This window comes from Mycolicibacterium sp. XJ2546, from assembly GCF_053483195.1.
The window spans coordinates 117,061-129,201 of sequence record NZ_JBEFRW010000008.1 but is presented as its reverse complement, the minus strand read 5'-3'; the positions used below and the strand labels follow the sequence as shown (position 1 = coordinate 129,201).

Annotated in this window: 13 protein-coding genes, 1 tRNA gene and 1 pseudogene; 7 read left to right on the top strand and 8 right to left on the bottom strand. The window is 66.8% G+C overall.

Going from position 1 to position 12,141, the window contains the following annotated elements:
- Window position 1: 1 nt before the first annotated feature.
- On the bottom strand, window positions 2-358 hold the full coding sequence (locus ABQE44_RS15335) for a WhiB family transcriptional regulator (RefSeq protein WP_448411238.1): 357 nt from the start codon (window positions 356-358) through the stop codon (window positions 2-4).
- Window positions 359-663: 305 nt separating this feature from the next.
- On the opposite strand from ABQE44_RS15335, the gene ponA2 reads away from it, so the two are divergent.
- The 4 genes and pseudogenes from ponA2 (at window position 664) to ABQE44_RS15315 (ending at window position 5,692) form a co-directional block, all read left to right on the top strand.
- Window positions 664-3,126: a transglycosylase/D,D-transpeptidase PonA2 gene (gene ponA2 / locus ABQE44_RS15330; RefSeq protein WP_448430677.1), complete on the top strand. Its 2,463-nt coding sequence runs from the start codon at window positions 664-666 to the stop codon at window positions 3,124-3,126.
- A 74-nt stretch (window positions 3,127-3,200) separates the two neighbouring features.
- Window positions 3,201-4,175, top strand: coding sequence for a metallophosphoesterase (locus ABQE44_RS15325; protein ID WP_448391897.1), 975 nt, complete (start codon window positions 3,201-3,203; stop codon window positions 4,173-4,175).
- A gap of 10 nt (window positions 4,176-4,185) precedes the next feature.
- Window positions 4,186-5,274: pseudogene (locus ABQE44_RS15320) on the top strand (PLP-dependent cysteine synthase family protein); the annotation flags it as partial.
- Window positions 5,275-5,618: 344 nt separating this feature from the next.
- Window positions 5,619-5,692, top strand: a tRNA-Pro gene (locus ABQE44_RS15315).
- Between the two features lie 9 nt (window positions 5,693-5,701).
- Here the strand turns inward: ABQE44_RS15315 and ABQE44_RS15310 are convergent.
- Window positions 5,702-6,064, bottom strand: coding sequence for a hypothetical protein (locus ABQE44_RS15310; RefSeq protein WP_448430675.1), 363 nt, complete (start codon window positions 6,062-6,064; stop codon window positions 5,702-5,704).
- On the opposite strand from ABQE44_RS15310, the gene ABQE44_RS15305 reads away from it, so the two are divergent.
- Entirely contained in the window at window positions 6,063-7,076 is a 1,014-nt protein-coding gene (locus ABQE44_RS15305; RefSeq protein WP_448430673.1) for an iron-containing redox enzyme family protein, read from the top strand. The genes ABQE44_RS15310 and ABQE44_RS15305 overlap by 2 nt on opposite strands.
- On the opposite strand, the gene ABQE44_RS15300 is transcribed toward ABQE44_RS15305, so the two are convergent.
- Window positions 7,056-7,286 (bottom strand): CDGSH iron-sulfur domain-containing protein, encoded by a 231-nt coding sequence (locus ABQE44_RS15300; RefSeq protein ID WP_448391895.1) that lies wholly within the window; start codon window positions 7,284-7,286, stop codon window positions 7,056-7,058. The genes ABQE44_RS15305 and ABQE44_RS15300 overlap by 21 nt on opposite strands.
- The gene (locus tag ABQE44_RS15295; RefSeq protein ID WP_448430671.1) at window positions 7,283-7,972 is read right to left on the bottom strand and encodes a HemK2/MTQ2 family protein methyltransferase; all 690 of its coding nucleotides are present in this window, start codon (window positions 7,970-7,972) and stop codon (window positions 7,283-7,285) included. Before ABQE44_RS15295 ends, ABQE44_RS15300 begins: the two co-directional genes overlap by 4 nt.
- A gap of 116 nt (window positions 7,973-8,088) precedes the next feature.
- Here ABQE44_RS15295 and ABQE44_RS15290 point away from each other — a divergent pair, with 116 nt between their 5' ends.
- The gene (locus tag ABQE44_RS15290; RefSeq protein ID WP_448391893.1) at window positions 8,089-8,760 is read left to right on the top strand and encodes a phosphodiesterase; all 672 of its coding nucleotides are present in this window, start codon (window positions 8,089-8,091) and stop codon (window positions 8,758-8,760) included.
- Between the two features lie 3 nt (window positions 8,761-8,763).
- On the opposite strand, the gene ABQE44_RS15285 is transcribed toward ABQE44_RS15290, so the two are convergent.
- Window positions 8,764-8,916 carry a hypothetical protein gene (locus tag ABQE44_RS15285; RefSeq protein WP_448391892.1) on the bottom strand — a complete coding sequence of 51 codons (153 nt, stop codon included), beginning with the start codon at window positions 8,914-8,916 and terminating at the stop codon, window positions 8,764-8,766.
- A 107-nt stretch (window positions 8,917-9,023) separates the two neighbouring features.
- On the opposite strand from ABQE44_RS15285, the gene ABQE44_RS15280 reads away from it, so the two are divergent.
- Window positions 9,024-9,608, top strand: coding sequence for a hemerythrin domain-containing protein (locus tag ABQE44_RS15280; protein ID WP_448430669.1), 585 nt, complete (start codon window positions 9,024-9,026; stop codon window positions 9,606-9,608).
- Between the two features lie 50 nt (window positions 9,609-9,658).
- On the opposite strand, the gene ABQE44_RS15275 is transcribed toward ABQE44_RS15280, so the two are convergent.
- The 3 genes from ABQE44_RS15275 to ABQE44_RS15265 form a co-directional block, all read right to left on the bottom strand.
- Window positions 9,659-10,552: a manganese catalase family protein gene (locus ABQE44_RS15275; protein WP_448391890.1), complete on the bottom strand. Its 894-nt coding sequence runs from the start codon at window positions 10,550-10,552 to the stop codon at window positions 9,659-9,661.
- 70 nt (window positions 10,553-10,622) lie between these two features.
- Window positions 10,623-11,609 carry an LLM class F420-dependent oxidoreductase gene (locus tag ABQE44_RS15270; protein WP_448391889.1) on the bottom strand — a complete coding sequence of 329 codons (987 nt, stop codon included), beginning with the start codon at window positions 11,607-11,609 and terminating at the stop codon, window positions 10,623-10,625.
- Between the two features lie 37 nt (window positions 11,610-11,646).
- The gene (locus ABQE44_RS15265) at window positions 11,647-12,120 is read right to left on the bottom strand and encodes a GatB/YqeY domain-containing protein (protein ID WP_448391888.1); all 474 of its coding nucleotides are present in this window, start codon (window positions 12,118-12,120) and stop codon (window positions 11,647-11,649) included.
- Window positions 12,121-12,141 lie beyond the last annotated feature (21 nt).

The window sequence follows — 12,141 nt, the reverse complement described above, 5'->3', positions numbered from 1 at the left end:
CCTAGACGGCGCTGCGGTGTTTGCGCTGGGCGGCGAAGAAATCGGCCCAGGAAACCACCTCGGGGTGCTGCTTGAGCAAGGCGCGACGCTGACGCTCGGTCATCCCACCCCACACTCCGAACTCGACGCGATTGTCGAGGGCGTCGGCGCCACATTCCAAGATCACCGGGCAGTGTCGACAGATGACCGCGGCTTTGCGCTGCGCGGCGCCTCGTACGAATAGCTCGTCGGGATCTGTCTGACGGCATCGAGCCTGGGATACCCAGGCGATACGGGCTTCGGCTTCGGCGCCGTGGACAACAGTGTGGGCGGAAGAGTTCGTGCTTGTCCTGCGAGCCGCGGGCCTAGTTGCTGACACCCGAGATTTCCCTTCTTTCCCTGTCGCCTCGGCAACGCCGTGGCGGCCATGTCGTCCGGTGTAGAAAGCGTCTGCGATCTACGCCACAGTACGGGGGCCTAATGTGACCTGCATCGCACTGTGTTGTCAACTTAGGTGGTCAGAGGGTTTCGCGCAATGGGTGTTTCCCTACTTTTTTGGGACGACCGTGCCGTCAGGCCCGGAAATTGACGTCCACGCGGATATGTGTGCTGCTTGGGCGTTTTTCCGTCCCCCGATCCACGCTGCCCGTTTTGCGGCGGAATTCGCGTCGTTAGTCTGTAGCCATGCCCGAGCACCAGCCGACGCGACCGCCCACGACGGTCACGCTCATCAAGCTCGCCTGGTGCGCTCTGCTGGCCAGTGTGCTGGCCGCCGCGTTGATGTTCCCAGTGGTCGGGGGCATCGGCCTGATCTCGAACCGGGCCTCCGACGTGGTTGCCAACGGTTCTGCGCAGTTGGTCGAGGGCGAGGTTCCGCAGGTCTCGACGATGGTCGACGCCAACGGCAACGTGATCGCCTGGCTGTACTCGCAGCGCCGGTTCGAGGTGTCCAGCGAGGACATCGCCAACACCATGAAGCTGGCGATCGTGTCCATCGAGGACAAACGGTTTGCCGAGCACAACGGCGTGGACTGGCAGGGCACCCTGACCGGCCTGTCGGGCTATCTGTCCGGAAACCTCGACACCCGCGGCGGCTCCACCATCGAGCAGCAGTACGTCAAGAACTATCAACTGCTGGTCATCGCGCAGACCGAGGCCGAACGGCGCGCGGCCGTGGAAACCACGCCTGCCCGCAAGCTGCGCGAGATCCGGATGGCGTTGACGCTGGACAAGACGTTCACCAAGCCCGAGATCCTGACCCGCTACCTGAACCTGGTGTCGTTCGGCAACGGGGCGTTCGGCGTGCAGGATGCGGCGCAGACCTACTTCGGCATCGACGCCTCCGAGCTGGACTGGGAGCAGGCGGCGCTGCTGGCCGGGCTGGTGCAGTCCACCAGCACGTTGAACCCGTACACCAACCCCGACGGTGCGCTGGCGCGCCGCAACGTCGTGCTGGACACGATGATCGAGAACATCCCCGAGGAGGCCGCGGCGCTGCGGGCGGCCAAGGAGAAGCCCCTCGGCGTGCTGCCGCAGCCCAAGGAGCTGCCCCGCGGCTGCATCGCCGCTGGTGACCGGGCGTTCTTCTGCGACTACGCGTTGGAGTATCTGGCCCGCGCGGGCATCAGCAAGGAGCAGGTCGCCAAGGGCGGCTACCTGATCAAGACCACGCTGGATCCCGATGTGCAGGCACCGGTGAAGGCGGCGGTCAACCAGTTCGCCGACCCCGGGCGCGAGGGCGTCGCCAGCGTGATGAGCGTGATCCGGCCTGGCAAGGAGTCCCACCCGGTGCTGGCGATGGCCAGCAGCCGTACCTACGGCCTGAACACCGAGGCCGGCGAGACGATGCAGCCGCAGCCGTTCTCGCTGGTCGGTGACGGCGCGGGGTCGATCTTCAAGGTCTTCACCGTGGCCGCCGCCATGGAGATGGGGCTGGGGATCAACGCCCAGCTGGACGCGCCGGCCCGGTTCCAGGCCAAGGGCCTGGGTAGCGGCGGCGCCAGGGGCTGCCCGCCGGCGACGTGGTGCGTGGAGAACGCGGGCAACTACCGCGGCAGCATGAACGTCACCGACGCGTTGGCCACCTCCCCCAACACCGCGTTCGCCAAGCTGATCTCGCAGATCGGCGTGCCGCGCGCGGTCGACATGGCCGTCAAGCTGGGCCTGCGCTCCTATGCGCTGCCCGGCACCGCACGGGACTACGACCCCGAAAGCAACGAGAGCCTCGCCGATTTCGTCAAACGGCAGAACATCGGGTCGTTCACGCTGGGCCCGATCGAGGTCAACCCGCTCGAGTTGTCCAACGTCGCCGCGACGCTGGCGTCCGGTGGGGTGTGGTGTCCGCCGAACCCGATCGCCGAGGTCATCGACCGGCACGGCGAGCAGGTCGCGGTCACCACCGAGACGTGCGAACAGGTGGTGCCGGACGGGCTGGCCAACACGCTGGCCAACGCGTTGAGCAAGGACGACGAGGGCGCGGGCACCGCCGCGGGCGCCGCCGGCTCGGTGGGCTGGGATCTGCCGATGTCGGGTAAGACCGGCACCACCGAGGCACACCGCTCGTCGGGGTTTTTGGGCTTCACCAATCAGCTGGCCGCGGCGAACTACATCTACGACGACTCGTCCTCGCCGGGATCGCTGTGCTCGTTCCCGCTGCGCAAGTGCGGCGGTAACGGCAACCTGTACGGCGGTAACGAGCCCGCCCGCACCTGGTTCGCGGCGATGAAGCCGATCGCCACCGCCTTCGGCGAGGTCAGCCTGCCGCCGACCGATCCGCGCTTCGTCGACGGGGGGCCCGGCTCCAAGGTGCCCAGCGTCGCCGGGCTCTCGGAGAGCAATGCCCGGCAGCGGCTGCGCGACGCCGGCTTCCAGGTCGCCGACGACGCCAACCCGGTGAACAGTTCATCGTCGCGGGGCACGGTGGTCGGCACGTCGCCCACCGGGAATACGGTGCCGGGGTCGATCATCACGCTGCTGGTCTCCAACGGCATCGCGCCGCCGCCGCCGCCCGCGCCCGACCGTCCGCCGGGCATCCCGGGCCTTCCGGCCCCGGTCGGCGAGACCGTGGTGCAGATCCCGGGCCTGCCGCCGATCACGGTTCCGGTGCTCGGGCCCCCGCCTCCGGCTCCGCCGCCGCCACCGGGCTGACCCGTGCTGTGGAGTTGCCCACGACCGCCCGCGGAAATCGGTAACTGCAGGCGAGTGGCAGTAGGCTCACAGGCATGCCTGCTCGTTCACCCCGTTCGTCACCGTCGACCTTGAAACGCACCGCCGCCGCGGGCGCGGGTGCGCTGGTAGCCGGCATCGCCTACGCCTCGCTCATCGAGCGCAACGCCTTCGTGTTGCGCGAGGTGACCATGCCGGTGCTGTCGCCGGGGACGTCGCCGTTGAAGGTGCTGCACATCAGCGACATCCACATGCGGCCGACGCAACGCCGCAAGCAGGCGTTTCTGCGTGAGCTGGTGGCGCTGGAACCCGACCTGGTGGTCAACACCGGCGACAACCTGTCGCACCCGAAGGCGGTGCCCGCCGTCGTGCAGTCGCTGACCGAACTGCTCGCGGTGCCCGGTGTGTTCATCTTCGGCAGCAACGACTACTTCGCCCCGCGCCCGAAGAACCCGCTGAACTACCTGTCCAACCCTGGCCACCGGGTGCACGGTGAGCCGCTGCCGTGGCAGGATCTGCGCGCGGCGTTCACCGAGCGCGGTTGGCTGGACTTGACCCACAATCGGCGCGAGTTCGCCGTCAACGGGCTGCGGATCGCGGCCGCGGGTGTCGATGACCCACACCTGTCGAGGGATCGCTACGAGACGATCGCGGGCGCCGCGCCGGCCGCGGCGGATCTGAAGCTGGGGCTGACGCATTCGCCTGAGCCGCGGGTGCTCGACCGCTTCGCCGCCGACGGCTATCAGCTGGTGATGGCCGGCCACACCCACGGCGGCCAGCTTTGCCTGCCGTTCTACGGCGCGCTGGTGACCAACTGCGACCTGGATCGGTCGCGGGCGAAGGGGCCGTCGCGGTGGGGTGCGAATATGCAGCTGCACGTGTCGGCGGGGATCGGCACGTCACCGTATGCGCCGCTGCGGTTCTGCTGCCGTCCGGAGGCCACGCTGCTCACGCTGGTGCCGGCTCCCATCGGCGGCCGTGACGTCGGCAGCAAAGCGGGCCAGTCGCACCCCAGCGTGTCCGTGCGGTGAGCCTTGCCGAGTGACTGTCGCAGACCGGAGCCGTTCACGCGCGTGGGCCGATAACGCGGTCCGCTTGATCGAGGCCGACGCCAGGCGCAGCGCGGACACGCATCTGCTGCGGTATCCGCTGCCGTCCGCGTGGGCCGGTGACTGCGACCTGAACCTGTACCTCAAGGACGAGTCCACGCACATCACCGGAAGCCTCAAGCACCGGCTCGCGCGGTCATTGTTCCTCTACGGGCTGTGCAACGGCTGGATCGACGAGAACACCACCGTCATCGAGGCGTCGTCGGGGTCGACGGCGGTGTCGGAGGCCTACTTCGCGGCGTTGCTGGGTCTGCCGTTCATCGCGGTGATGCCGGCGTCGACCAGCGCCAGCAAGGTCGAGCTCATCGAATCACAAGGCGGGCGTTGCCATTTCGTGGACGAGTCGGCGCAGATGTACGCGGAGGCCGAGCGGCTGGCCGCGCAGACGGGTGGGCACTATCTCGACCAGTTCACCAACGCCGAGCGGGCCACCGACTGGCGCGGCAACAACAACATCGCCGAGTCGATCTTCGACCAGATGCGTGAGGAGACCCATCCGGTTCCGGAGTGGATCGTCGTCGGCGCGGGCACCGGCGGAACCTGCGCCACGATCGGCCGGTTCATCCGCTACCGCCGCCACGCCACCCGGCTGTGCGTGGTGGACCCGGAGAACTCGGCGTTCTTCCCGTCGTACGCGCAGCGCCGCGACGACGTGGTGACGTCGATGTCGTCGCGCATCGAAGGGATCGGCAGACCGCGGGTGGAACCGTCGTTTCTGCCCGACGTGGTCGACCGGATGGTCATGGTTCCCGACGCCGCATCGGTGGCCGCCGCGCGTCATGCCAGCGCCGTACTGGGCCGGCGGGTGGGCCCGTCGACGGGAACCAATCTGTGGGGCGCGTTCGGGTTACTGGCCGAGATGCTGGTCGAGGGCCGCAGCGGTTCGGTGGTCACACTGCTGGCCGACAGCGGCGACCGCTACGCCGACACCTACTTCTGCGACGAGTGGCTGACCAGCCAGCGGCTGGATCCCGCGCAGTCCGCGTCGGTGCTGGCCGAGTTCGAGCGCTCGGGGCGCTGGCCGGAATCGTCGGAGCGGTCGACCAGGGGGCCCTCGGACGTCAGGAACAGCCACAGCGCGGCCAGCACAAAGAATCCCACGTAGATGGATGCGCCTAACACGGTCATCTCATGCCTCGCTTCGTCGGGTCTCTGTCGTCAGTGTGCATAACGCCACCGACAACGACTTCCATCCCGCGGCGTGTCGTAGCCGACAGTTGCCGCCCGTTCAGTTCGCGAGTGCTACACCAGGGTCGCGGGCGGGGCGGTTTGCACAGCCCTGCGGTAGCACTCGCGAGGCGAACGGGCGCGGGATAGCGTTTGGCTTCGCACCCCGCCGGTGCGATACGCTGTCGTGGCTTCACGCGGGGTGTGGCGCAGCTTGGTAGCGCGCTTCGTTCGGGACGAAGAGGTCGTGGGTTCGAATCCCGCCACCCCGACTGCGTCAGCTACGCGAGCACACCCATCTGCGGTGTCGTCTTGGTCCCGAGCTTGGTCAACACGACGATGGAACTCGCCTCCACCACACCGACGAGCAGCAGCGGCCACAGCGCGCCGCCGAGAGCGCTGACACCCAGCGTGCGTGGTGCCGTCGTCCTGCGTGCGGCAAGCCGCTTACCCGCGACATACAGGCCCAGCGTGACAACGACCCAGCCGCAGAGATAGATCGCCAGAAGCACATCCAGCTCGAACATTTCCGATCCCCTCGCCACGGCCAGTATGAGTCGAACTACCCCCTCGTCGACGTCGATAAACGGTGTTTGACCGGCATCGATGCGGGGAATTAACAAGGTCGTGACCACGTCTTCCATGCCTTCGGTCTTTGTCGAACCCGCGCTGCCCCGGGCCGTCGGGCCCCTGTCCGCCACCGTCATCGAGTTGCTGCGCCGGGATCGGCCCGCGCTGCACATCCGCCCGATCGACTTGCCGGTCGCCGAGGCCGACCCGTACGGGCTCGACCTGCAGCTGGCGCTGTACGTCTGCTACGAGCTGCACTACCGCGGATTCACCGGCGTCAGCCCCCGCTGGGAGTGGAATCCCTCGCTGCTGCACCTGCGTGGCCGCCTGGAAGAGACCTTCCTCAGCGCGGTGCGCCAGGACGTCGGTGAGATCACGGCCGACGACACCGCCGCTGCCGAGATGGACAAGCTCTCGGTCGAGCCGGTCGACGGCGAAGGCCCGTCCTACTACCTGCGCGACAAGGGCACCTGGGAGCAGATGCAGGAGTACTTCGTGCACCGCTCGGTCTACCACCTCAAGGAGGGCGACCCGCACGCATGGGCGATTCCGCGGCTGATCGGACATTCCAAGGCCGCGTTCGTCGCGGTCGAGTTCGACGAATTCGGCGGCGGCCGTGGCGATCACGTTCACCAGCAGCTGTACGCCGAGTTGATGGACGCCGCGCGGCTGGATGCGTCGTATCTGGGTTACCTCGACGCGGTGCCGGCCGACGCGCTGGCGTCGGTCAACCTGATGTCGCTGTTCGGACTGCACCGGGAGTTGCGCGGGGCGACGATCGGGCACTTCGCGTCCACCGAGATCACCTCCTCACCCGGTTCCCGGCGCCTGGTTCAGGCCCTCGAACGGATGGGCGCGCCCGATGCGTGTGTGGCCTTCTACCAGGAGCACGTCGTGGCCGACGCCGTGCACGAACAGGTCGTGCGCACCGACGTGGTCGGGGATCTCATCGCACGCGAGCCGCAGCTGGAACGCGATGTGGTGTTCGGGATTCGGGCCCGCGACGTCGTGGAGGACCGACTGGCCGACCACATGATGGCCTGCTGGACCGGCAACCGCTCGTCGCTACGCCGACCGCTTGTCTGAGGGCTTGTCGGTCGGCTCAGCGCGGCGCCGGCAGCGATGGCTGGTGTCGCACAACGGATAATCCTTGCTGCGTTTGCACGCGCAGATCGCGACCATGAACCGGTCGGATTCCACCACTTGGCCGTCGGGCATCTCGATGCGCACCGGACCCTGGACCATCACCGGCCCTGACGGAACGATCCGCACGGTGCGCGGCTGGCTGTCGCTCATGGCTTGTCGGCCCGGATGACGACGAGTTCTTCTTCACGGCGGCCCGGCTGGAGGCGGCCCGTCTGCTCCAACCACTCGGCTCGCGACGTCAGCACGGGTCCGAACGCAATCCATTGGTAAGCAACGATTTCGGCGTCCATTCCGGCGGCCGCCAACGCGCCCAGCGTCTGACGCGGGCATGCGAATTCGGACTGCACCACCAGGAAAGATCCGCCGTCGGCCAGAAGGTCCGGCACCGCCGCGCACAGCGGGTCCAAAACGAGGCGTCCGTCGAACCCGGCATCCCAGGCGCGGGCCGGGCCGACGTGCGACGGCAGCGCGTCGTCGAAACTCGGATCGTGCGGCACGTACGGGGGGTTGCAGATCACCAGATCAAACGGCCCGAATTCGACCGCTCGCGCCCACGAACCCAGGTGCACAGCCACTTCGGCGCCTGCGGCCGCGACATTCTTACGCGCGCAGTGCACCGCACGCGCGCAGATGTCGAAGGCGGTGACCTCCTTGGCGTTCTGCTCGCTTGCCGCGATAGCCGCGACTCCGGAGCCCGTGCACAGATCGGCTACCCGATGACTTTCTGCCAGGCCGGCTTTCTCCATGACATCGATGAGCAGTTGGGAGTCCTCTTGCGGGGCATAGACACCCTCGGCGATGATCGGGCTACCCAGGTCGGTGTACGCGGTAGTCACATCGGCCTTTCGACAAAGTTCACTGCGCCGTCGCAGCACTAGCGGAGATTTAATGCCCGGTCTCGGGGTGGTTAAAACCCGGTTTTGCCACAACGCCGCGTGGGCACCCCATCACTGTGCGCGCTTCTGAGTTCGCCGCGTTGCCCGTCCGACTCGGGGCGGCGATCCGCGGTCGCCGGTTATTCCATCCCAACGGCGTGATGGCCGAGGGACTGCTCGAGCGGATCGCCCCGGACGGTGAAGGTCTGCCGATGACCTCGTGCGACGTGATCGCTCGGGTGTCGAAGGGTATCGGGTTACCCGGTGCGCTGCCGGATGTGGCAGGGCTGGCGTGGCGGCTGCCGCCGCCGCAGGACCTGCACGGATGCACGCCTTGGGATGTGTTGTTGGCCTCCACGGTGGCCAACAGTCGGATCGTGCTTTCGCCGGTCGCGACGTGGGCGGGTGCGTCGTTCTCCAGCCTGATGCCGCTGCAGTATCGCGATACCGCATGGTGGGTCCGCGCTCGCCTGGTGACCAGTCTGGAGGGGCGCGGGTTGTCGCTGGACGCGATCCGTGACCGAATCAGTTCAGACGGACTGGTTTTCGATATCGACCAAGCCCCCGGTACGGACGGGTTCAGGCCGCTGGCGCGGCTGACGCTTCGCCACACCGACCCCAGCACCGACGACATCGCCTTCGACCCCACGTTGCACAGCGACCCCGATGTCACGCTCCTGCCCCGGTGGCTCGGGGAATTTCGCCGGGCGGCGTATCAGCGCAGCCGGCAGGGCCGAGACGCGCAGTGACGTTCAGGCGGTGGGCTCCCCACCGGATTCCGCGACGTCGGGTGCGTTCTCGCGGGTAGCCATACCGCCTTCGTTACCTTCGTCCTTCGGACCTGGCCGACCACCCTTGGGCTCGTCGGCGTCTTCGTCGTCGTAGATCCCTTTTCCGCGCGGCATGAAAGTCCTTTCGTCACCGGACGAACTACCCGCAGCGGCCCTGTTTCAACCCCCTGGCCGCGGGTATGCGCAGCGGACCGTGACCGCGAAAGTAAGAGGCAAAGAATATGGACGCACTGAAGTTTCTGCGTGAAGACCACAAGAGCGTTCTGGGGATGCTCGAGGTGCTCGACGGGGCACCGACCGGGGAGGGCGCCCAGCGCAGTGGGCTGGAAACCATGGTGACCAACCTGGTGATCGCCGAGTCCCAACACGAGGCGATCGAGCAGCAGTTCTTTTGGCCGGCGGTTCGCGACGCGCTCGAAGACGGCGACGAGCTGGCCGATGAGGCGATCAGCCAGGAGCAGGCCGGCAAGGAGCTGCTGCAGCGTCTCGAGAACGGTCAACCCGGGGATGACGACTATCACGAGGCACTGCAGGAGTTCGTCAAGATCGGACGCGAGCACATCCGCTACGAACAAGAGGTGGTGTGGCCGAAGTTCGAGGCCGCGGTGAGCACGCAGGACCGCGAAAAGCTGGGCGACAAACTGGAAGCGGCGAAGAAGGTGGCGCCGACGCGACCGCATCCCGACACACCGGCCAACCCGATGGTGCAGAAGACGATGGGGATGGGGGCGGCGATGGTCGACCACATCCGCGATGCCGCCACCGGCCGGGAAGCCGAGAACCCACCCGATCCTCAGATGAAGTAGCTACCTGAAAAGGCCGGTGCCCGTTGGGCACCGGCCTTTTCCGGGCTCGATCAGCTGGTGGCGGTGTGTTGCTCGTGGGTGAACGGCTTTTCGCCCTGCACAGCGGGCTGGCCCTCGGGGCACCGCTGGTCGCCCTTGTTCTCCCGCTTCTTGGTCCCAAGCCACTGCTGCTCTGGCTTTTCGACGTAATCCCACTTCATGCCCTCGGGCCACGGGCCCTGGCCCTCGTTCCACGGTCCGCGTACCGATCCGGCCCCGTCGGACATGTTGAACGCCACGTTCTGGAACCGGTCGTCGCCGGGCAGCTGTCCGGGCGGGAAGTTCACCGGTAGTTCGTTGAGTGCGGCGGTGAACTGCTGGAAGTGGGCGACCTCCCTGGTCATCAGGAACGTCAGCGTGTCCTGCACGCCGGGATCGTCGGTGAACTGCTTGAGGTATTCGTAGACGATCTTCGCCCGCGATTCGGCCGCCAAGTTGCTGCGCAGGTCGACGGTCGGGTCGCCGTTGGCGTTGACGAAGGTGCCCTGCCAGGGGACACCGGCGGAGTCCTTCACATCGGGGCCGCCGCCGCTGAGCGTGAAGTACAGCGGGTTGACCGCGACGCTGTGGATGATTTCGTCGCGACCGTCGCGGCTGGCCACCGCGGGCATCCAGTCACAGCGTTCGTTGGCCATCTTGAGGTCGTCGTTGAGCCCGTCGAGCAGCATCGTGATCATCGAACCGACCATTTCCAGGTGGCTGAACTCCTCGGTGGCGATATCCATGAAGAGGTCGTACATCTTCGGGCTCTTCTGGCGCAGCACGAAGGCCTGGGTGAAGTACTGCATCGCGGCCTTGAGTTCGCCGTTGGCGCCGCCGAACTGCTCCTGGAGCAGCGTGGCAAATCGAGGGTCAGGCCTGGAGACCCGCACCTCGAACTGCAGATCTTTGTTGTGAACGAACATGTATCGCCTCCCGGCTTTTGGACTGTTCAGGTCGGGCCGGGGTACCCCCGTCAGATACCGCCAAACAGGTTCAGGAAGATGCGGTTCGCAACATTTCCAGCAGCGGGCCGGCAGCCTGCTTGAGGAACATGTCCTGGCTTTCGTCGCCGATCTGCACCAGTGCGATATCGGTGAACCCGGCTTCCCAATACTTGCTCACCGCGTCGACGATCGCGTCCAGATCCGGTCCGCACGGGATAGACGCCGCGACGTCCTCCGGCCGAACGTACTGCGTCGCACCGTCGAAACCGGCCGTCGTCGGTAGATCGGAGTTGACTGCCCAGCCCCCGCCGAACCACCGGAACTGGTCGTGGGCGCGCGCGACGGCGGCGTCGCGGTCGGGATCCCAGCAGATCGGGATCTGCCCGACAACGCGCACATCACCGGGCAGACCGGTACCACGCCGGATGTCGTGCCAGGCGGTGACGAAGTCCTTGTTCGGCTCGACCGCGATCAAATGGTCGGCCAGCGGTGCGAACGCCTCCACGGACCGTTCGCCGGAGACGGCGGCGGCGATGGCCACCGGTGTGTCGGGGATGTCCCACAGCCGCGCCGAGTCGACCTCGAAGTAATCACCCTTCCAGTCGACCAGCTCACCGGTGAACAGCTCACGGATGATCTGAATGGCCTCGCGCAGCATCTCCTGTCGTCTGGCGATCGTGGGCCACCGTTTGCCGACGACGTGCTCGTTGAGGTTCTCACCGGTGCCGAGCCCGAGGGTGAACCGCCCGTCTGCCAGGATCTGCAGCGTGGCGGCTTTCTGGGCGACGATCGCGGGGTGGTAGCGCATGGTCGGACAGGTGACGTAGGTGAACAACTCGACCCGCTCGGTGGCATGCGCGACGGCGCCCAGCACCGACCATGCGTAGGACGCGTGGCCCTGCGACGACAGCCACGGGAAGTAGTGATCCGAGCTCACTTCGAAGTCGAAACCCACGCGTTCAGCCGAAACGGCGTAATTGACAAGCTCTTTGGGACCGCTTTGTTCTGTAAACAGGGTGTATCCGAACCGTGTCATGGAATCGGGGTACCCCGGTCGACGACCGGAAAACCGGCTACAGCCGGGCCTTGACCGCCTCCGAGAGCCGCGCGCCGTCGGCCTTACCTGCGGCGATGGCCTTCGCGGCCTTCATCACCTCGCCCATCTGCTTCATGGTCGGGCGCTCCCCGATCACCTCGGCGACGTGCGCGATCGCGGTATCGGCGACATCGGCTAGTTCGGCCTCCGTCAGCGGCGTCGGCAGATACTCATCGATGACCTGCGCCTCGGCGTGTTCGTTGGCGGCCAATTCACCGCGGTTGTTCTGCGTGTAGATCTCGGCGGCTTCGCCCCTCTTCCTGGACTCCCTGGCGAGCACTTTGAGCACCTCGTCGTCGGTCAACTCCCGCGACTCCTTGCCCGCCACCTCCTCGTTTCCGATCGCCGTGAGCAGCATCCGCAGCGTGGCGGTGCGCAGTTTGTCCTGAGATTTCATCGCGGCCGTGAGGTCCGAGCGCAACCGATTCTTGAGGACAGGACCTTCGGACATGGTTCAAACGTACCCAAATCG

Bases quoted from the DNA above. Each gene is read 5' to 3' on its own strand.
- ponA2 (WP_448430677.1), top strand. From the start codon at position 664: ATGCCCGAGCACCAGCCGACGCGACCGCCCACGACGGTCACGCTCATC.
- ABQE44_RS15325 (WP_448391897.1), top strand. From the start codon at position 3,201: ATGCCTGCTCGTTCACCCCGTTCGTCACCGTCGACCTTGAAACGCACC.
- ABQE44_RS15305 (WP_448430673.1), top strand. From the start codon at position 6,063: ATGCCTTCGGTCTTTGTCGAACCCGCGCTGCCCCGGGCCGTCGGGCCC.
- ABQE44_RS15310 (WP_448430675.1), bottom strand. From the start codon at position 6,064: ATGGAAGACGTGGTCACGACCTTGTTAATTCCCCGCATCGATGCCGGT.
- ABQE44_RS15300 (WP_448391895.1), bottom strand. From the start codon at position 7,286: ATGAGCGACAGCCAGCCGCGCACCGTGCGGATCGTTCCGTCAGGGCCG.
- ABQE44_RS15285 (WP_448391892.1), bottom strand. From the start codon at position 8,916: ATGCCGCGCGGAAAAGGGATCTACGACGACGAAGACGCCGACGAGCCC.
- ABQE44_RS15280 (WP_448430669.1), top strand. From the start codon at position 9,024: ATGGACGCACTGAAGTTTCTGCGTGAAGACCACAAGAGCGTTCTGGGG.
- ABQE44_RS15275 (WP_448391890.1), bottom strand. From the start codon at position 10,552: ATGTTCGTTCACAACAAAGATCTGCAGTTCGAGGTGCGGGTCTCCAGG.
- ABQE44_RS15270 (WP_448391889.1), bottom strand. From the start codon at position 11,609: ATGACACGGTTCGGATACACCCTGTTTACAGAACAAAGCGGTCCCAAA.
- ABQE44_RS15265 (WP_448391888.1), bottom strand. From the start codon at position 12,120: ATGTCCGAAGGTCCTGTCCTCAAGAATCGGTTGCGCTCGGACCTCACG.